The sequence below is a fragment of the Streptomyces sp. NPDC056738 genome (genome assembly GCF_042790435.1).
Lineage (GTDB): Bacteria > Actinomycetota > Actinomycetes > Streptomycetales > Streptomycetaceae > Streptomyces.
The window spans coordinates 57924-75402 of the sequence record NZ_JBHTZF010000006.1 but is presented as its reverse complement, the minus strand read 5'-3'; the positions used below and the strand labels follow the sequence as shown (position 1 = coordinate 75402).

General features: G+C 72.6%; 15 protein-coding genes. 2 read left to right on the top strand and 13 right to left on the bottom strand.

Annotated features, from left to right (window positions below; translation table 11 throughout):
• Positions 1–79: 79 nt before the first annotated feature.
• The 13 genes from ACFRIC_RS17385 to ACFRIC_RS17325 all read right to left on the bottom strand — a co-directional run bounded on the left by ACFRIC_RS17385 (position 80) and on the right by ACFRIC_RS17325 (position 14928).
• Entirely contained in the window at positions 80–805 is a 726-nt protein-coding gene (locus ACFRIC_RS17385; protein WP_382786163.1) for a DUF6348 family protein, read from the bottom strand.
• A 222-nt stretch (positions 806–1027) separates the two neighbouring features.
• On the bottom strand, positions 1028–1957 hold the full coding sequence (locus ACFRIC_RS17380; protein WP_382786160.1) for an LD-carboxypeptidase: 930 nt from the start codon (positions 1955–1957) through the stop codon (positions 1028–1030).
• 43 nt (positions 1958–2000) lie between these two features.
• Complete coding sequence (locus tag ACFRIC_RS17375) at positions 2001–3167, bottom strand: M20/M25/M40 family metallo-hydrolase (RefSeq protein WP_382786157.1); 1167 nt, start codon at positions 3165–3167, stop codon at positions 2001–2003.
• Positions 3160–3999: a M55 family metallopeptidase gene (locus ACFRIC_RS17370; protein WP_382786154.1), complete on the bottom strand. Its 840-nt coding sequence runs from the start codon at positions 3997–3999 to the stop codon at positions 3160–3162. The genes ACFRIC_RS17375 and ACFRIC_RS17370 overlap by 8 nt, the downstream gene beginning before the upstream one ends.
• The gene (menC, locus tag ACFRIC_RS17365; RefSeq protein ID WP_382786151.1) at positions 3996–5150 is read right to left on the bottom strand and encodes an o-succinylbenzoate synthase; all 1155 of its coding nucleotides are present in this window, start codon (positions 5148–5150) and stop codon (positions 3996–3998) included. The genes ACFRIC_RS17370 and menC overlap by 4 nt, the downstream gene beginning before the upstream one ends.
• A 30-nt stretch (positions 5151–5180) precedes the next feature.
• A complete protein-coding gene (locus ACFRIC_RS17360; protein ID WP_382786148.1) occupies positions 5181–5993 on the bottom strand; it encodes a hypothetical protein in 813 nt (270 codons plus the stop codon).
• Positions 5994–6031: 38 nt separating this feature from the next.
• Positions 6032–7063, bottom strand: coding sequence for an ABC transporter ATP-binding protein (locus ACFRIC_RS17355; protein WP_382786145.1), 1032 nt, complete (start codon positions 7061–7063; stop codon positions 6032–6034).
• Complete coding sequence (locus tag ACFRIC_RS17350) at positions 7060–8100, bottom strand: ABC transporter ATP-binding protein (protein ID WP_382786142.1); 1041 nt, start codon at positions 8098–8100, stop codon at positions 7060–7062. Before ACFRIC_RS17350 ends, ACFRIC_RS17355 begins: the two co-directional genes overlap by 4 nt.
• 5 nt (positions 8101–8105) lie before the next feature.
• Positions 8106–9059 carry an ABC transporter permease gene (locus tag ACFRIC_RS17345; RefSeq protein WP_382786139.1) on the bottom strand — a complete coding sequence of 318 codons (954 nt, stop codon included), beginning with the start codon at positions 9057–9059 and terminating at the stop codon, positions 8106–8108.
• A complete protein-coding gene (locus tag ACFRIC_RS17340) occupies positions 9056–10111 on the bottom strand; it encodes an ABC transporter permease (protein ID WP_382786136.1) in 1056 nt (351 codons plus the stop codon). Before ACFRIC_RS17340 ends, ACFRIC_RS17345 begins: the two co-directional genes overlap by 4 nt.
• A 3-nt stretch (positions 10112–10114) precedes the next feature.
• A complete protein-coding gene (locus ACFRIC_RS17335) occupies positions 10115–11959 on the bottom strand; it encodes an ABC transporter substrate-binding protein (protein ID WP_382786133.1) in 1845 nt (614 codons plus the stop codon).
• A 342-nt stretch (positions 11960–12301) separates the two neighbouring features.
• Complete coding sequence (locus ACFRIC_RS17330) at positions 12302–13681, bottom strand: M20/M25/M40 family metallo-hydrolase (RefSeq protein ID WP_382786131.1); 1380 nt, start codon at positions 13679–13681, stop codon at positions 12302–12304.
• 122 nt (positions 13682–13803) lie between these two features.
• Complete coding sequence (locus ACFRIC_RS17325) at positions 13804–14928, bottom strand: SIS domain-containing protein (protein WP_382786128.1); 1125 nt, start codon at positions 14926–14928, stop codon at positions 13804–13806.
• A 350-nt stretch (positions 14929–15278) separates the two neighbouring features.
• On the opposite strand from ACFRIC_RS17325, the gene ACFRIC_RS17320 reads away from it, so the two are divergent.
• Together ACFRIC_RS17320 and lysA are read left to right on the top strand one after the other, a co-directional pair.
• Entirely contained in the window at positions 15279–15881 is a 603-nt protein-coding gene (locus tag ACFRIC_RS17320) for a helix-turn-helix domain-containing protein (RefSeq protein WP_382786125.1), read from the top strand.
• 4 nt (positions 15882–15885) lie between these two features.
• A complete protein-coding gene (lysA, locus tag ACFRIC_RS17315; RefSeq protein ID WP_382786122.1) occupies positions 15886–17274 on the top strand; it encodes a diaminopimelate decarboxylase in 1389 nt (462 codons plus the stop codon).
• The last annotated feature ends 205 nt before the right edge of the window (positions 17275–17479 follow it).

The window sequence follows — 17479 nt, the reverse complement described above, 5'->3', positions numbered from 1 at the left end:
GATGGACAGTCCCTGTAGCTCTCAAGGGGGATGGGGCCTCGCGGTCCGGCGAACGCCTGACCGTCGACCGAGCCGCGGCTCACGGTGCGAGGGGGGAGAGCAGCGCGTAGTGGCGAGCGACCGTGAACACCTTCGGCTCGGGGAGTTCCAGTGCCGCCATGGCGGTCGAAGCCGCCTCGTGGCGCTCCCCGTTGACCCGGATCTCGGCCTGCATCGCACCCGGCCGGCCGCCGTAGAAGACCTTGACCCCGTTGAAGTACGGCGATTCCAGCTCCGCCGTGAAGCTGTCCGCGATGCGGTGGAGCACGTTCGCGTCGAGCAGAGCGGTCTGCAGACGCCGGTTCTCGGCGCCGTCGAGCCCGAAGGCGATCGTGCCGGAGACGATCGAGTGCCAGCCCGGAACGCCGCGCTCGTCATCGGGTTCCAGGTGATCGGCGAAGCGTGAGCGGGGGTCGAGGAGTTCGAGCAGGCACGCGCCCGCCGTCTGCACCCAGACGTCTGCCGCCTTGCGGGCGTCGCCGGACACCGCCACGACACAGTCCATGAAGCAGGGGACATCCGGCTGGAGGCTCACGTCGGGCATCGCGACGAGGTCGTAGTGGCGGCCACCGCCGTGGTGGGGCGGCGCCACGCCCACCGCCCAACCGCTCGGGCTGCTCAGCGAATTGCCCTTGAGCTCGGCGTCCTGTGTGACACCGGGCGCGTACTCCTCCAGGCTCGCCTTGACGAGGGCGAGGAACTCGAGGTCGGACAGGCGCTCTTCGGACGGGCGATCCTTGCGCGCACGACGACGTATCCAGGGCATGTGGCGGATATTAACCGGTGCTTGATCGCGGAGGCTTCGGTTTTCCTCGCGGGATACGGACTCGATGTCAGGTCCGGCCCGTGGCACGGAGGAGCCGCGGCTGCACGGCAGTTCCCGCGCGACGGCCTCCCGCTCGGTTTCCGCCCCGCCCGGGGAATCCGGGCGGGGCGATGAACCTGGCAACGGTGTCCGGAGGGTCGGTGTCGTCGGCGTGCCGGCGACTCAGGTGAGGACGGGATCCAGGAACGTGAGGACGCCCGCGTCGGCGTCGAGACGGGCCCGGGTGCCGATGGGGAAGGTCTGCTGGGGTACGCCGTGGCCGATGTCCGCGCGGGCCAGGACCGGGATGCCGAGGTCGCCGAGGCGGTCGTGGAGGAGTTCCTCGACGCGCTCGCGTGTACCGCAGTCGGTGAAGGTGCCGCAGACGATGCCGGCCGCGCCGTCGAAGTATCCGGCGCGGCGGAGCTGGGTCAGGAACCGGTCGAGCCGGAAGGTCTCCTCGTCCACGTCCTCCAGCAGGACGATGCCGCCGCGCGCGGGCAGCGAGGTGTCGGTGCCCAACGAGCAGGCGAGCAGGGTGACCGTGCCGCCCAGGGTGACGCCCTCCGCGGTGCCGCCGACCAGGGGGATGGAGTCGGGGAAGCGCAGTTCCTTGACGGAGGCCGGGTCGGTGAGCAGTGCGGCGAGCCCGTCGAAGTCGGCGCGGCCGGGGTGGAAGCCGCGGATGGCGGGCATCGGTCCGAACAGGCCCGCCCAGCCCAGCTTCACCGCCACCGCCTCCAGCAGCGCCGTGACGTCGGAGAATCCGATGACGGTACGCGGGGTGGGCGTGCCGATGGCGTCCCAGTCGACCAGTTCCAGGGTGCGCTGGGCGCCGTAGCCGCCGTTGGCGCAGAAGACGGCCGTGAACGCGGGGTCGGTGAGGGCGGCGGTCAGGTCGCGGGCGCGCAGCGCGTCGTCTCCGGCGAGGTATTCGCCGGTCGCCCGCGCGGAGGCGAAGACCTCGGGCTGGAGGCCGAGCCCGCGCAGCGACTCCAGGCCGGTCTCCAGGTTCTCCTGGTCGGTCGGTCCGCTGGCGGCGATGACCGCGACGCGGTCACCGGGCTTGGGTGCGGCGGGGCGGACGAGACCCTCGGAGGGCAGGGTGGGCATGGGGATCCTTGGGGAGAGTGGGTGGTGAAAGGCCGAGGCAGGGTCAGTGGCTCTGCAGGTACGTGGCTATGAGCGCCGCCCGCTCCAACAGGGAGGCCAGCGAGGCGTGTTCGTCCTCGCCATGGGCGCCGGCGCCCGCAGGGCCGAGGCCGTCGACCGTCGGGATGCCGAGTGAGCCGGTGAGGTTGGTGTCGCCAGCGCCGCCGGAGGAGCCGAGGGGCAGGTCCAGGCCCAGGCCGGCGGCGAGCGTGGTCAGTTCGGCCGCCAGGGGGTTGGCCGGGTCCATCGCCCAGGCCGGGCGGTGGGACAGCGTCTCGGCGGACAGGACGGCCCGCCGCCGTACCGGGGTCGGCTCCGACAGGGCCGACAACAGGGCGCGTTCGGTCTCGACGGTGGCGTAGCGCAGGCCGATCTCCGCCTCGGCGTGGTCGGCGACGACGTTGGCACGGGTACCGCCGGTGATCGTGCCGACGTTCAGCGCGGCGTCGGGCAGGGCGGCGGCCGTCGCCCGCAACCCGGCGAGCTGGTCGACGAGTTCGTCGATCGCGGAGACGCCGAGGGCGGCGTCGAGGCCGGCGTGGGCGCTCACTCCGCGCACGCTCAGCCGCACCCGGGCCACCCCGCGTCGGCCGATCTTCAACGCGCCGCCGGGCAGGGGCGGTTCGAGGCCGAGCACCGCGTGGGCGCCCTCGGCGTGCTCGGCGACGAGCCGCTTTCCGTCGGGGCTGCCGATCTCCTCGTCGTTGACCACCACGAGGCGTACCGGACGCCCGGGCGTGGCCCCCGTACGGGCCAGCAGGTCCATGGCCAGTTCCACGGCGACCAGGGAGCCCTTCATGTCGAAGACCCCGGGGCCGGTCACCGTGTCGCCGTCCTCGGCGAGCCTGAAGGGGCGCCGGGCGACCGTCCCGGCCGGGAAGACGGTGTCGCTGTGGGCCACCAGGAGGGTGTGGCCGTTGCCTGGATCGTCGTCCAGGGACGGCGTCCCGCGGCCGTCCCAGTACGCCACCAGGTGGTCGCCGCCCGGTCCCGGCGGCCGTTCGACGCGGTCGGCGGTGGCGGCGAGGCCCGCGGCCAGTTCCGTGCCGAACACGGCGGCGCGGTCCGCGTCGCCGGACGGGGTCTCCAACGCGACCAGGCGTTCCCAGCGTTCGAGCACCGGGTCGCCGAACGTGCGGGCCAGGGAGAGGAGTTCGGCGGGCTCAGCCATAGCAGTTCTCCACGGCCGAGGTGACCACCCGGGTCAGTGCGCGGAAGCAGCGGATCGCCTCGTACATCGTCGGCAGTGTGAACCGTACGGTGAGCGGGTCGCTCTGGACGACGCCGGGGATGTAGCTGGCGGCGGGTGCCAGGTGCGCGGCGTCGAAGGACACCTCGTAGGTGTAGCCATCGGCGGGCGGGGCGAGCGGGCCGGTGGGAGCCGGCAGGGAGGTGAGACCTTCTCGGGCGGCCTCGGTGATCCGGGCGGCGCTCACCTCGGGCGGCAGGCAGATCGCGGAGTAGCGGTCCACGCAGGTCTTGACCACGGCGAGCGCGGCGTGCGGCGCCCAGTCGCGGGCGTCCTCGCAGCACAGGTCGTCGCCGGTGACCAGGACGACGGGGACGCCGTACTCGTCGGCGAGCAGCGCGTTCATCCGGCCCTCGGAGGCAGGCTCGCCGTTGATCCGCACCGCGGTGATGGTGTTGGGCAGATAGGTGTGGGCGAGCACGCCCGGCTGGCCCGCGCCGGTGTGATAGCCGACGAAGGCGACCGCGTCGGGGGAGCGGTCGACGCCCTCCATCATGCCGAGCGGCTTGTGCGTGCCGATGAGCAGCGTGGCCCGCTTGTCGAGTTGGTCGAGGAGCAGGTTGCGCTGGTCGGCGTGGGCCTCGTTGACGAGGATCTCGGTGGCGCCGGCCGCGGCGAATCCGGCGATCGCCGCGTTGACGTCGGCGGTGAGGAACCGCCGGTTGTACTCCCAGCGGGCGTGGCCGGGCTCGCAGTCGTCAGGGAAGGTGACGCCGGTGACGCCTTCCATGTCGGCGGAGATCAGGACCTTCATGCTGCCTTCTCCTCAGAGGTCGTGAGATGCGCGCGGGGACGGATGGTCCAGGTGCGCGTGGTGTGCCGGCCCAGCCGGTCGAGGTCCACGTCGAGGCCGATGCCGGGCCGGGAGCGGGGCACGGCGACCATGCCGTCCACGGCGCGGATCGGCGGCGTGACGATGTCCCGCCGGTAGTACTTGTCGGAGCCGGAGACGTCCGAGGGCAGGGTGAAGCCGGGCAGCCCGGCGAGGGCCAGGTTGGCGGCCCGGCCGATGCCGAACTCGTGCATGCCACCGCACCACACCGGCACTCCGACGTCCAGGCACAGGTCGTGCACCGTCTTCGACGGGCCGAGTCCGCCGAGCCGGGACACCTTGATGTTGACGACGTCGGCCGCGCCCAGGTGCAGCGCGGTGCGCAGCACGTCCGGGGTGGTGATCGCCTCGTCCAGGCACACCGGGGTATCCAGGCGGGCGGCCAGCCGCGCGTGGGAGAGCAGGTCGGAGGCGGCGTACGGCTGCTCGATCATCAGCAGGCCGCGGCCGTCCAACTCCGCCAGTACGGCCTCCTGTTCGGGCCGGTAGGCGGTGTTGGCGTCCACCTGGAGGGCGACGCCGGGGAAGGCGGCCTGGACGGCGCGGACCGGTTCGAGGTCCCAGCCGGGACGGATCTTCAGCTTGACGCGGCGGTAGCCGTCGGCGACGTGCCGGGAGACCTGCGCGAGCAGCGCGTCGATCGTCGGCTCGATGCCGAGGCTGACCCCGGCGGGCACAGCGTCGGCGCCGGCGCCGAGCACGTCGGCCAGGGGCTCGCCGCGTTGCTGCCCGTACAGGTCCCAGCAGGCCATGTCGAGGCCGGCGCGGGCGAAGTGGTTGCCGCTCACCTTGGCGGTGAGCCGCGCCGCCTCGTCGGGGTGGTCCCAGGGCCGGCCGAGCAGCATCGGGGCGAGGTACTCGCCCAGCACCTGCCAGCAGCTCCAGGTGGACTCGTCGCAGTAGTACGGGTCGGTCGGCGAGGCGCACTCGCCCCAGCCGACGCTGCCGTCCTCGGCGGTCGCGCGGACGACGATGTGCTCCAGGTACGACTTGCGGTGCGAGCTGGTCTCGAAGGAGTGGACGAGGTCGAGCCGGACCAGCGCCAGCTCGATCTCGGCAAGGGTGACGGTCATGTGGGGTCGTCCTACCGTGCGGGGCCCCGGTCAGGGGCGAGGGGCCGTGCCGGGTGCGGCGGCACGGGGGATGAAGCGGTACGCGGCGAGCCCGCCCGGCAGCCGTACGCAGGAGACGGCCGTGCGGTCGGCGAGCAGCCGGGTGAAGGTGGGCGTGAGGCGGCCGCGCAGCCGGGCGGCGTGCTCGGGGCCGGCCTCGGCGCGCAGCCGGTGCCAGTCGTCGGGCAGGACCACGATCCGGTCGTCGCCCTCGTCGTACACCTGGCCGACGCTCCAGCCGCCGGGCGGCGGACCGGGAGCGGGCGCGGCGGGCCGTGCCGGGGCGTCCAGGTGCCAGGAGACGATGAAGCGGTCGGTGGACTCGCCGGTGGCGGCGCCGAAGCCGGAGGCGCCGTACATCGCGGGCTTGAACGCGTCCACCACCGTGCCGAGCACGTCCAGGTTGAAGTGGGCGTTGCGGGTCTGCATCGGGTCGTACGCCCAGCGGATCAGCGTCGTCCCCTCCGCCAGGCAGCGGTCGCGCTGGCCGAGCTTGAGCAGCCGTCCGATGCCGAGGCCCTGACGTTCGTGCGCCACCACGGCGAGCTGCGAATACTGGTACAGGCGCGGGGCCCGTCCGTCGGTGCCCCGCTCGCGGGCGAGGAAGCTGTAGGTGAATCCCACCAGCGCCTCGCCGAGATAGGCGCCGACGACCATGCCGCTGTTGTCCTGCAGGGCGGTCAGCAGGCGCGGGTTGAGGCTGCCGTCGCCGGGGCGCAGACCCATGACCCGCTCGTACAGCGCGACGCAGTCGCCCATCTCCAGCGGTCCGTCCACGTCACGTACGACCAGCGGCGGAGCCATCCGGGCACCGGCCGCGCACCTCGGTGTCGCCGTCGCGTTCACGAGGCGCTCGCGAGGTGACACGCGGCCCCGCCGCCCGCCGGCGCCTGTGCCGGAAGGACCGGCAGGGTCCGCCGGTCGCAGCCCGCCTCCGCACGGCCCGCCGCGTCGAGGCCCGCCCACGCGGGGCAGCGCGGATGGAACCGGCAGCCCTCGGGCACGTCGGTCGGGTCCGGCGGCTCGCCCTGGAGCAGTTGGGGCCGCCGCTCACCGCGGCCGCCCTCCGCGGACACCACCGACAGCAGCGCCTTGGTGTACGGGTGCTTCGGCGCGAGGAGGACCTCCTCCACGGTGCCCACCTCGACGATCCGGCCCAGGTACATCACCGCCACCCGGTCGGCGATGTTCCAGGCCAGGCCCAGGTCGTGACTGACCACCAGGGAGGACAGGCCGAGGTCGCGGCGCAGGTCGAGGACGAGCTTGAGGATCTCGCCGCGCACGGAGGCGTCCAGTGATGCCACCGGTTCGTCGGCCACGATCACCGAGGGCTCCAGCGCCAACGCGCCCGCGATCACCACGCGTTGCTGCTGCCCGCCGGACATCTCGTGCGGGAAGCGGGACAGGAACTGCTCCGGTGGGCGCAGCCCGGCCTTGGACAGGGCGGTGTGCACGCGCTGTTCGAGGCCGTCCTTCATCCGGTGCAGCCGGGGACCCTCGGCGACAGCGTCGAACACGTTCTGCCGCGGGTTCAGGGCGCCGCCGGGGTCCTGCAGGACGAACTGGACCTTGCGGCGGTGCGCCTTGAGCGCGGCGCTCGTGTAGCGCAGCGGCACGCCGTCGCTCAGCACCTCGCCCGACGTGGGCTTGACCAGCCCGGTCAGGGCGCGGGCCAGGGTGGACTTGCCGCAGCCGGACTCGCCGATCAGGGCGAGGATCTCGCCGCGGCCGAGCTGGAGGTCGACGCCGTCCACCGCGCGGGCGGGGCCGCGGCCCGCCCGGGGCGGGTAGGTGATGTGCAGGTCGCGGACCTCCAGCGCCGGAGCAGTGGCCGCGTCGGGTCCGGTGAGCGTGCCCGTGGTGGTGACGGTCATGAGCGGGCTCCTTCCGCTGACGGTTCGGGCACGGGCGGGGCCGTGGCGAGGTTCGGGAAACCGGGCAGCACCCGCAGGCACGCCGACTGCCGTCCGGGACCGGCCGGCCACAGCTCCACGGGGGTGCCGTGGCAGACCGCGTGGACGTCCGGGCAGCGCGCCGCGAACGGGCAGCCGGGGCCGAGCGCGGCCGGGTCGGGCGGGTCGCCGGGCAGACCGGCCGGCGCCCTGCGGGAGGCCGGGTCGCCGATGGTGGGGAAGGCGCGGGACAGCGCCCGGGTGTAGGGGTGCAACGGGTCGTCCAGGAGCTGCCGGGACGGGCCGGACTCGACCAGTTCGCCGGCGTACATCACCGCCAGCCGGTCGCACATCTGGCCGAGGACGGACAGATCGTGGCTGATCATGATGACGCCGATGCCCTCGTCGCGTACGAGGTCCGACAGCAGGTCCAGGATCTGGGCCTGCACCATCACGTCCAGGGCCGTCGTCGGCTCGTCCGCGATGATCAGGTTCGGGCGGCAGGCGAGCGCCATCGCGATCATGACGCGCTGGCGCTGCCCGCCGGAGAACTCGTGCGGATAGCTGCGCATGCGCCGGGCCGGGACGCCCACCGACTCCAGCAGTTCCGCCGCGCGGGCGCGGGCCTGCTTGTCGGTGATCCGGCCGCCCTCCTCGCCGGCCCTGCGGCCGTGCAGCAGGATCGGTTCGACGAGCTGGTCGCCGACGGTGTGCACCGGGTTGAGGGCGGTCATCGCGCCCTGGAAGACCACCGAGGCCTCCGCCCAGCGCACCGCGCGCATCCGGCTCCAGTTCGCCGTGAGCAGGTCCTCGCCCTGGTACAGGACCTGGCCGGTGACCTCGGCGGCGGCCGGCAGCAGCCGCAGCAGGCTCATCGCCAGCGTGGACTTGCCCGAGCCGGACTCGCCGGCCAGCCCGAGCGTCTGTCCGGCGTCCAGGGTGAGGTCCACCCCGCGCACGGCGGGCACCGTGCGCCCGCCACTGCGATACGTGACCTTGAGGTCCCTGACCTCCAGCATCGCGTTCAACGTGTCTTCACCGACCTCGGGTTGAGAAGGGTCTCCACGGCGCGGCCGGTCAGGGTGAAGCCGAGGACGACGATCAGGATGGCGATGCCCGGCGGGTACAGGTACCACCAGGCGCCGGAGGTGACGGCGCCGCCGCTGAGCGCCGAGTTGAGCATCGCGCCCCAGGAGATGCCCGTCGGGTCGCCCAGACCGAGGAAGGTCAGGGTCGCCTCGGACAGGATCGCCGAGGCCACCGTCAGGGTGGAGGAGACGAGGATCAGCGGGGTGACGTTCGGCAGGACGTGCCGCAGCATCACCTGCGGCCCGCCCGCGCCCAGCGCCCTGGCCCGCTCGATGAACGGCTTGGCCTCCACCGCGAGGGTCTGCGCCCGTACCAGCCGGGCCGTGGAGGACCAACTGGTCACCGCGATGGCGATGGTGATGGACGCGGTGCCCTGGCCGATCACCGCCGACAGCGAGATGGCCAGCGGCAGGCTGGGCAGCGCGATGAACCAGTCGGTGAGGTGCATCAGCGCCTTGCCGATCCAGCCGCCGTAATGACCGGCGACCAGGCCGACCGCGCTGCCGAGCACCACCGTCAGGACCGTGGCCATCAGACCGATGGACAGCGAGGAGCGTGCCCCCCAGATGACCAGCAGCAGGATGGAGCGACCCTCCTGGTCGGTGCCGAGCGGATACCCGTCGGTGGGGGAGTGCAGCGAGGGGCCGTCCACCTTGATGACGTCGAGGTCGTCGGCCGAGATGAACAGCGGCGCGCACAGGGCCAGCAGGCCGAACACGACCAGGATGGTGAGGCCGGCCACGCCGGAGCGGATGCGGACGAAGGAGCGTACGAAACCGGCGAATCCGTCGCGGCGCGGCGTCGGCGCGGCCGGTACGGCCGGCGGCGTGGGGTCGGCCCCCGCCCGGGGCGGGGAGACGGCCTCGGTGAGGGGTTCGTGGTGGGTCACTGGGCACGCACCCGGGGGTCGAGGAAGCGGTAGATCACGTCGGCGAGGAGGTTCATGAGGATCACCGACGCGCTGAAGACGATGAACGTGCCCTGGAGCAGCGGCAGATCGGGCACCTTCAGGGCCTGGTAGCTGAGCTGTCCGAGGCCCGGCCAGGAGTAGACGGTCTCCACGGTGATGGCACCGCCGAGCACCGTGCCCAGATGCATGAAGATCATGGTGACCGAGGGCAGCAGCGCGTTGGGAACGGCGTGCCTGCGGCGTACGTCGTCGTCACGCAGCCCCTTGGCCCGCGCGGTGAGCAGGTACGGGCTGCCCAGCTCGTCGATGATCGACGAGCGCATGACGGCCACGTACTGGGCGAAGATCACCAGGACCATGGTCAGACAGGGCAGGACCAGGTGCTCGGCCACGTCGAGGACGTGGTCCAGGCCGCCGGTGATCGCCGGGTCGCTCATCCCGCCCGCGGGCAGGAAGCCGGGGATCGGGCCGATGCCGACGCTGAAGGTGATCAGCAGGATCATGCCCAGCCAGAAGGTCGGCACCGACCACAGCGTCAGGGAGACGCCGGTGGCGATGCGGTCCAGCCAACTCCCGTGCCGCCAGCCCGACCTGATGCCCAGCCAGAGACCGAGCACCACCGAGATGACGGTGGCCGTGCCCATCAGCAGCAGGGTCGGCCACAGCCGGTCGCCGATGAGGGAGCTGACCGGCTGCTGGAACTCCCAGGATTCCCCGAGGTGACCGGTCAGGGTGTCGGTGACGAAGTGGAGGAAGCGTTCGGGCACCGACTGGTCCAGGCCGAGCTGGTGGCGCAACTGCGCCATCTGCGCGTCGCTGGTCGGCCGGCCGCGGGTGATGGACTGCACCGGGTCCGCCGGCATCAGGCTGAACAGGACGAACCCGATGACGAGGGTGGCCAGGAAGCTGACGGCCGCGGCCGCCAGCTTCGTGGCCAGGTAGCGTGCGAATCCCGAGCCGGGCCGGGGCCCGCCGCGCGGGGCGGCGGGCTCGGCCGTGACGGCGCCGGTGGCGTCGATGGTGTCGGCCACGGTCTACTCGCGGTCGTCGGAGGAGGAGCGGCGGCGGGCCATGAACACGCCGCCCGCGGCCAGGACGACCACCGCGGCCGCCGAAGCGCCGATCAGCGTGCCGGAGTTGCCGCCCGAGGAGGAGGACGAGGCCTTGGCCGGGGTCGCGTTCAGGTACTGGTGGAAGGAGTCCTGCGCGGGGTAGGCGCCGGCGGAGTTCGCCTTGCCGTCCACGATGCCGCTCACCCGGTCGGTGCGGTACGCGGCGAGGCCACTGGCGTTGTAGATCATGATGTTCTCGTTGGCCTTGTACAGGATGGCCTGCATCTGCCGCAGCAGATCCGCGCGCTCCTTGTCGTCGAAGGCGCTCTGCTGACGCAGGAACAGGTCGTCGTAGTTCTTGTCGCAGAAGAACGAGTCGGTGCTGCCGCCCTCGCCCTTGCTGTCGGGGAGTGCCGAGCAGGTCTGGATGCCCAGCAGGTACGTCGGGTCGGGACCGGTCGACCAGGAGTCCATCAGGATGTCCCAGTCGCCCTTGGCCAGGTCGGCGTTGAGCTTGGCGGAACTCATCGACTGGATGTCGACCTTGACGCCGATCTCCTTGAACCAGCCCGCGAGGTACGTGGACACCTTGGCGTCACCGTCGTCGTCGGAGTGGATGCCGAGGCGGAACTCCAGCTTGCGCTTCGACTTCGGGTCGACCCGGATGCCGTCCGAGCCCTTCTTGTAACCCGCCTCGTCCAGCACGGAGTTGGCCTTGGCCGGGTCGTAGCCGAACTTCTCCGGGTCGGAGGGCTGCCACGAGTACTGCGGCAGGGACTGCGGCAGATAGCTGCCACCGACCTCCGCCAGGCCGTTGCGGACCTTCTTCACGATGGTCGCCCGGTCGATGGCGCGTGCCAGCGCCTCGCGCACCTTGACGTCGCCGAGCGCCGGGTGGCCGGTGCCGATCTTCTTGCCGTCGCGGGTCCGGGCGCCGCCGTTGACCTCGATGCCGCTCCAGCGGTTGCCGACCTGCTCGTAGGCCTTGATGCCGGACTGGCCCTTGAGCGCCTGGTACTGGGTGGGGTTGAGACCGCTGACGTAGTCCAACTGCCCCGAGCGCAGGGCCGCGACCGCGGCGTCCGTGTTCTTGAAGGACTGCTCGATCATGTGGCCGTACTTGGGCGCGCCGAGTACGAAGTCCTTGTTCGCGTCGAACTTGGCGTACTGCTCCGGCTTGTAGTCCGTCAGCGTCCACGGGCCGTAGCCGACGATCGGGAAGCTGTCGTTCTTGTAGCTCTTCAGGTCCTTCACGTGGGATTCCCAGATGTGCTTCGGCACGATCGGGATGCCCGACACCGGGATGCTGACCGACAGCATGGTGGCCTGCGGCTTCTTGGTCTTCACGATCAGCGTGGTGTCGTCCGGCGCGGTGACCGACGCGAAGTTGCTCACCAGCGAGCCGTTGGCGGTGGCCGCCGTGGAGTTCTTCATGATCAGGTTGAAGGTCCAGGCGGCGTCCTCGGCCGTGATCGGCTTGCCGTCGCTCCACTTCAGACCCTTGTGGATCTTGAAGGTCCAGGTGAGCTTGTCGCCGGAGGTCGTCCAGGAGTCCGCCAGGTACGGCTTGACGGTGCCGTCCTGCTCCACCGTGTCCAGCGCCGGGTAGATGCCGGCGAACACGTCCAGGCTGCCCGCGAAGTAGGCCAGGAACGGGTTCAGGGAGTCGATGCCGATGCCGGTGATCGGCATGCGGAGGGTGCTGCCGCCGTCGTCGGCCGTGGCGGCCGGGGCGAAGGCGAGGCCCGCGCCGGTACCGAGCAGCAGTGACGTGGCCAGTGCGGCGGCCTTGCGGCCGATTCTGTGCACAGGGGCGGACGTGGTCATCGTGGACTTCTCCTGAGGTGGCGGCGGCACGGGGCCGCGAAGGGACGGGAGACGGGACGGGGCGGCCGCTGCACCGGCGACCCGGGGTGGGTCGCACAGCGCGACGATAAATGCACGTTGCACCTATTGGTCTATGCATTGGTACGTGCATTGGTTTATGCATTGGTGCATGCATGTATATGCGTGTGCACGCTGGGACGGGGGAGGGGGAGGGGGACGGTGGGGCTCTGGTGTGGACGGGCTCTGGTGCGGACGGGGGAGGGGCCGGTGCGGAGCGGGTCCGGTGCGGAGCTCCCCGGCTCCGTGGCGGGCCCGTGCGGGGTCAGCCGGGGTACGGGGCGGTCATGACTCCGCCTTCCGGGGCCCGGTGCCGGTGCCGGTGCGCAGGAAGTCCTCCAGCACCCGTACGCCGAACTCCAGACTGCTGACGAGGACCTGCTCGTCGACGCCGTGCACATACCGCCACGCGTCGAAGCCGGGCGGGGTCAGGCCGGGACCGAACCCGTAGCACTGGATGCCCAGTCGGGCGAACGCCTTGGCGTCGGTGCCGCCCGACATGATGAACGGCAGCACCAGGGCCTCGGGATCGGCGCGGCGCAGCGCCGCCGCCATCTCCTCGAACTCGGCCGAGGTGTGATCGGCGGAGACCGGCGCGGCGAAACTGTGGAAGGACCGCGAGACCTTCTCGCCGAGCAGGGCGTCCACCGTGGCGAAGAAGTCCTCCTCCGCGCCCGGCAGGATCCGGCCGTCCACGCCGGCCGTCGCCTCGCTCGGAATGACGTTGTGCTTGTAACCCGCCTTCATCATGGTCGGGTTGAGCGTGTTGGCGACGGTGGCCTCGATCAGTTTGGCCGCCTCGCCCAACTGCGCGAGGGACGCGGGGTCCGCGGGGTCGACCGTCACGCCCAGACGGGCGGAGAGCCCCTCCAGGAGCGCGGCCACCGGAGGCACGATCCGCACCGGCCAGCGGTGCGCGGCCAGCGCGGCGAGGGTGGCCGCCAGGGTGGCGACGGCGTTGTCCGTGTTGGGCCGGGAGCCGTGGCCCGCCGCGCCGCGTGCCGTGAGGTCCATCCAGGCGCTGCCGCGCTCGCCGACGGCGATCGGGTAGAGCCGGGAGGCGTCCGGCAGATGGACCGAGTAGCCGCCGGACTCGCCGATCGCGGTGGTGACGTCCTCGAAGAGGTCCGCGTGCCGGTCGACGAGGAAGCCCGCCCCCAGCTCGCCGGTGTCCTCCTCGTCCGCGACGAACGCCATCACGATGTCGCGTGCCGGCCTCACCCCGCGGCGCGCCCAGGACCGGGCGGCCGCGAGCATCATCGCGTCCATGTCCTTCATGTCCAGCGCCCCGCGACCGAGGATCGCGCCGTCGCGTATCTCCCCGCAGAACGGGTCGAAGCTCCAGTCGGCGGGCTCGGCCGGAACCACGTCGAGGTGGCCGTGGACCAGCAGGGCCGGGGCCTCGCGGTCCTCGCCGGGGATGCGGACCACGGTGCTGGCCCGGCCGGGCGCCGATTCCAGCACGACCGGCTCGTAGCCGGACTCGGCGAGCAGTCCGGCGGTCCACTCGGCCGCCTCCCGCTCACCTCGGGAGTCGCCACCGCCGTAATTGCTGGTGTCGAAACGGATCAACCGGGCGCACAGCTCGGTGACTTCGGAGATCAGTGCGGAGTCCTCGGCGGGGGAGAGAGCGCCGCCGTCCTGGTAGAGGGTGGGGTCGTTCATGAAGAGGTACCACTTGCTTTCCCGGCGGCAGGGCGCGAGGACGGGGCCTCTGCCGTCGATGGCTCAGCGAGACGGACTCGCGGAAACGGGGAACAGGCGGGACGAGGGAGGGAGGAGGGCGGTCACCGCGCGGGCGGGGGCTCGTCCTCGGGGGCGGTGGGTAAGCCGGACGGGTTCGTGGCGGGGGTGCCGGGAAGACCGGTGCCGGGAAGGTCTGCGGCGGGCACTCCGGTGCCGGGAAGGTCCGCGGGGGGAAGTCCGGTGCCGGGAAGGTCCGCGGCGGGAAGGTGTGCGGCGGGAAGGTGTGCGGCGGGTCCCTGGAGATCCGGCGCGCCCTCCGCTTCCTCGGCGGCCGTGACGGACGGTGTCCGGCCCAGGCCGTAGCTGCCCAGGGAGCGGAAGAGCTCCGCCCGGCGCCGGTTGCGCCGGGCCGCCCCCTTGGCGCCCGCGGCGGCCAGGGCCGCCAGCACATGGGCCGCCGCCGCCACCGCCGTCGGCGAGTGGTGCGGCGACTCGCTGCGGGTGTCCACCGCCAGGACGTGTGTGGCGAAGGAACACACCGGACTGGTGTAACTGTCGGTCAACGCGATCACCGAGGCACCCAGCGCGTGGAACTCCCGGGCCACGTCCACCGTGAGCCCGCTGTAGTTGCGGAAGCTGAACACGACCAGGACGTCTTCCGCGTGCGCGTCGCTGATCGCGTTGACGGCCGCGCCCGTCGCAGGCGGTACGAGGAACACGTCCCGCATGCTGCTGGTGAGGTCGCTGGTCAGCAGCGACGCGTACCCGGCCGACTTCAGGTCGCCGAGCACCCACCGCCGCCGCGCCCGCAACAGGGCCGCGGCCGCCAACTCCAGGGCGCCGTTGGCCTGGAGATCGGCCAGCGTGCGACGGAGGTTGCCCTCCTCCGCGGTGATCATCCGGCGCAGCGCCGACCGCTCGCGCGGCTCGGACTCCGGATCACGGCTGGTGAACCGCAGATCCGGCTCGGCCAGGCGCAGGCCGCTCTCCCGGGCCGCCAGTTGACGCAGGTCGTCGGTGGAGGCGACTCCCGCCGCCGCCAGCAGTCCGTCGAGGTCCGCGGCGCTGGCGTCGGCCGCCCGCAGCAGTTGACCGGGGCGGCGCTCCAGCGAGGCCGGGTAGTCCTCCGCCAGCACCTCGAACAGGCGCTGCGCTGCGGGACCGCACAGCTCGGCCGCGGCACGCAGCAGTTCGAGGGTCGGCGTAGGCGCCAGAGGACCGGTCACTGCTCACCCCTCCCACTCAGGGCAGCCCACACCCGGGAAACCGGGTGCTGAACTGCATCTCTGCTGACAGTTAAACGGCGGTGTCAGATTGCTTGATCTAAGCGATGCGTGAGTCTTACTGTCGCCGCATGACCTCGTCAAGAGCCACCGGCGCGGAAAACTCTTCGGCCGATCCGCCCTCCTCGCGGCAGAACTCGCGTCGCGCCGCCGACGATTCCGTACAGCCCGACGACGAATCGGGGAGCGGGGCGGGAGGGACCGCCTCCGCGGACGCGGGCCGGGGAGGGCAGCCCGACCGCGCGGATACGGGTCGGGGTGCGTCGTCGGTCTCTGCGGAGGCCCGTCAGGACGTGCCGCCCGACAGTGCCGACGCGGAGCGGGGTGCGTCGCCCGAACGGGCGGACACCGGAGACGTGCTCGCCGCCTCCGTCGCCCGCGTCCGCCGGGCCGCCGGGCTCACGCTGAGCGCGGTGGCGACCCGGGCCGGCGTCTCACCGGCCTACGTCTCGCAGATGGAGTCCGGCGCCGCCAACCCCACGGTCCGGACCCTCGCCCAGATCGCCGACGCCCTCGGCGCCACCCCCGCCGAACTCCTCGGCGGCACCACACCGGTCGCCGCCGCGGCCGCCCCGGCCTTCCCGCCGCGCTTCGCCCCGGCACCGCTGCTCGCCCAGGCCGACGGGCACCACGGCATCTGGGACCTCACGGCCCCCGGCGCCAGCCGGATCGGCGCCCGGCTGCTGCACGCCGACCTCGGCGACCACGACCACCCGACGGCCCACCCCGGCGAGGAGTTCGCGCTCGTCCTGGCCGGCTCCTGCCGGGTCTCTGTGGGCGGCGTCGTACGGCTCCTGCGCCGCGCCGACAGTTGCCACTTCGCCGCCACCGACGAACACCACTTCACCGACCCCAGCGACGACCTGCTGATGCTGGTCGTCCTCACCGAGGAGTAGCCCCGTGTCCACCGCTCCCTCCCTGCCCGCACCCCGGGCGGAGACCCCGCTGCCCGACGGACTGGCCGCGGCCGCCTCACCCGAGACGGCCCCCGAGGTGTGGCCGCTGACCGCCCGCACCGTCGAGGGCCGCGTGCACGTGGGCGGCGTCGCCCTGGACGACCTGGCCGACGCCTGCGGCACCGCGCTGTACGTGGTGGACGAGGCCGACTTCCGCCACCGGGCCCGGCTGTGGCGCGAGTCCGGCGCGGACCGGGTGCACTACGCCTCCAAGGCGTTCCTGTGCGCCGAGATGGTCCGCTGGGTCGACTCCGAGGGGCTGCACCTCGACGTGTGCAGCGGCGGCGAACTCCGGCTCGCCGTGGACACCGGCTTCGACGCCGCCCGGATCGTCTTCCACGGCAACAACAAGTCCGTGCCCGAACTGGAGGCCGCCGTCGCCCACGGCGTCGGCGTGGTGGTCGTCGACTGCCTGGAGGAGATCGACCGGCTCGCGCGCGCCGCCGCGACGGCCGGGCGGGTCCAGGACGTCTACGTCCGGATCGCCCCCGGCGTCGCCGCCGAGACCCACGACTACATGGCCACCGGCGGCGACGACGTCAAGTTCGGCTTCCCGGTGCGCGGCGGCCACGCCGAGCGGGCCGTGCTGGCCGTCGCGGCACACCCCTCGCTGCGGCTGGCCGGCGTCCACTCCCACATCGGCTCACAGATCACCGCGACCGAGGGACTGACCCTCGCCGCCGAGCGGGTCGGTGCCTTCGTCGCAGCGCTCGCCGAGCGCCACGGCATCACCATGGACGAGATCGACCTCGGCGGCGGCGCGGGCATCCCCTACCTGCCGGGCCAACCCCGCCTGGACCCGGCCGCGTTCACGGCCGCCCTGCGCGCCGGTCTGGAACGGGTCCTGCCCGGCTCGGCGGTACGGCTCGCCGTCGAGCCCGGCCGGTCGATGATCGGTACCGCCGGGGTGACGCTCTACCGCGTAGGCGCCGTCAAGGACGGGCTGCGCCGTCGGTTCGTCGCCGTCGACGGCGGCATGAGCGACGCCCTGCGCCCCTCCCTCTACCTCGCCCGTTACACCGCGTGGACCGCCAACCGTCCCGCCGAGGGCGATCCGGTGCACGCCGTGGTCGTCGGCCGTCACTGCGAGAGCGGGGACGTGGTCGTGCCCGACATCGCCCTGCCGGAGGACATCGCCGCCGGCGACCTCCTCGCGGTCCCCGCCACCGGGGCCTACCACCACGCCATGGCCAGCAACTACAACGCCCAGCCCCGGCCCGCCGTCGTCGCCGTACGCGACGGCAGCGCCCGTCTCATGGTCCGCCGGGAGACCCCGGAGGACCTGCGCCGCCGCGACGGGCACGGCGAGCCGGTGAGGCTGACCGCCGGGTGACCTCGGCGGGGCTCCGGTTCGCCTGGCCCCGGGCGCGCTCCCGCCGGATCCAGGCGCACCTGTCGCTCACGCGGGGCGTGCGCGCGGCTTCCTGCCGGGGCCGTCGCGGCGGCCCGGGCGAGCCGGTGCGACTGACCGTCGGGTGACCGCGGCGGGGCTCCGCCTCCCGTGCTCCCGCGCGCCTCCGGCGGGGCTCCGGTTCACT

Bases quoted from the DNA above. Each gene is read 5' to 3' on its own strand.
- ACFRIC_RS17360 (WP_382786148.1), bottom strand. From the start codon at position 5,993: ATGGCTCCGCCGCTGGTCGTACGTGACGTGGACGGACCGCTGGAGATG.
- ACFRIC_RS17330 (WP_382786131.1), bottom strand. From the start codon at position 13,681: ATGAACGACCCCACCCTCTACCAGGACGGCGGCGCTCTCTCCCCCGCC.
- ACFRIC_RS17380 (WP_382786160.1), bottom strand. From the start codon at position 1,957: ATGCCCACCCTGCCCTCCGAGGGTCTCGTCCGCCCCGCCGCACCCAAG.
- ACFRIC_RS17375 (WP_382786157.1), bottom strand. From the start codon at position 3,167: ATGGCTGAGCCCGCCGAACTCCTCTCCCTGGCCCGCACGTTCGGCGAC.
- menC (WP_382786151.1), bottom strand. From the start codon at position 5,150: ATGACCGTCACCCTTGCCGAGATCGAGCTGGCGCTGGTCCGGCTCGAC.
- ACFRIC_RS17355 (WP_382786145.1), bottom strand. From the start codon at position 7,063: ATGACCGTCACCACCACGGGCACGCTCACCGGACCCGACGCGGCCACT.
- ACFRIC_RS17350 (WP_382786142.1), bottom strand. From the start codon at position 8,100: ATGCTGGAGGTCAGGGACCTCAAGGTCACGTATCGCAGTGGCGGGCGC.
- ACFRIC_RS17370 (WP_382786154.1), bottom strand. From the start codon at position 3,999: ATGAAGGTCCTGATCTCCGCCGACATGGAAGGCGTCACCGGCGTCACC.
- ACFRIC_RS17335 (WP_382786133.1), bottom strand. From the start codon at position 11,959: ATGACCACGTCCGCCCCTGTGCACAGAATCGGCCGCAAGGCCGCCGCA.
- ACFRIC_RS17385 (WP_382786163.1), bottom strand. From the start codon at position 805: ATGCCCTGGATACGTCGTCGTGCGCGCAAGGATCGCCCGTCCGAAGAG.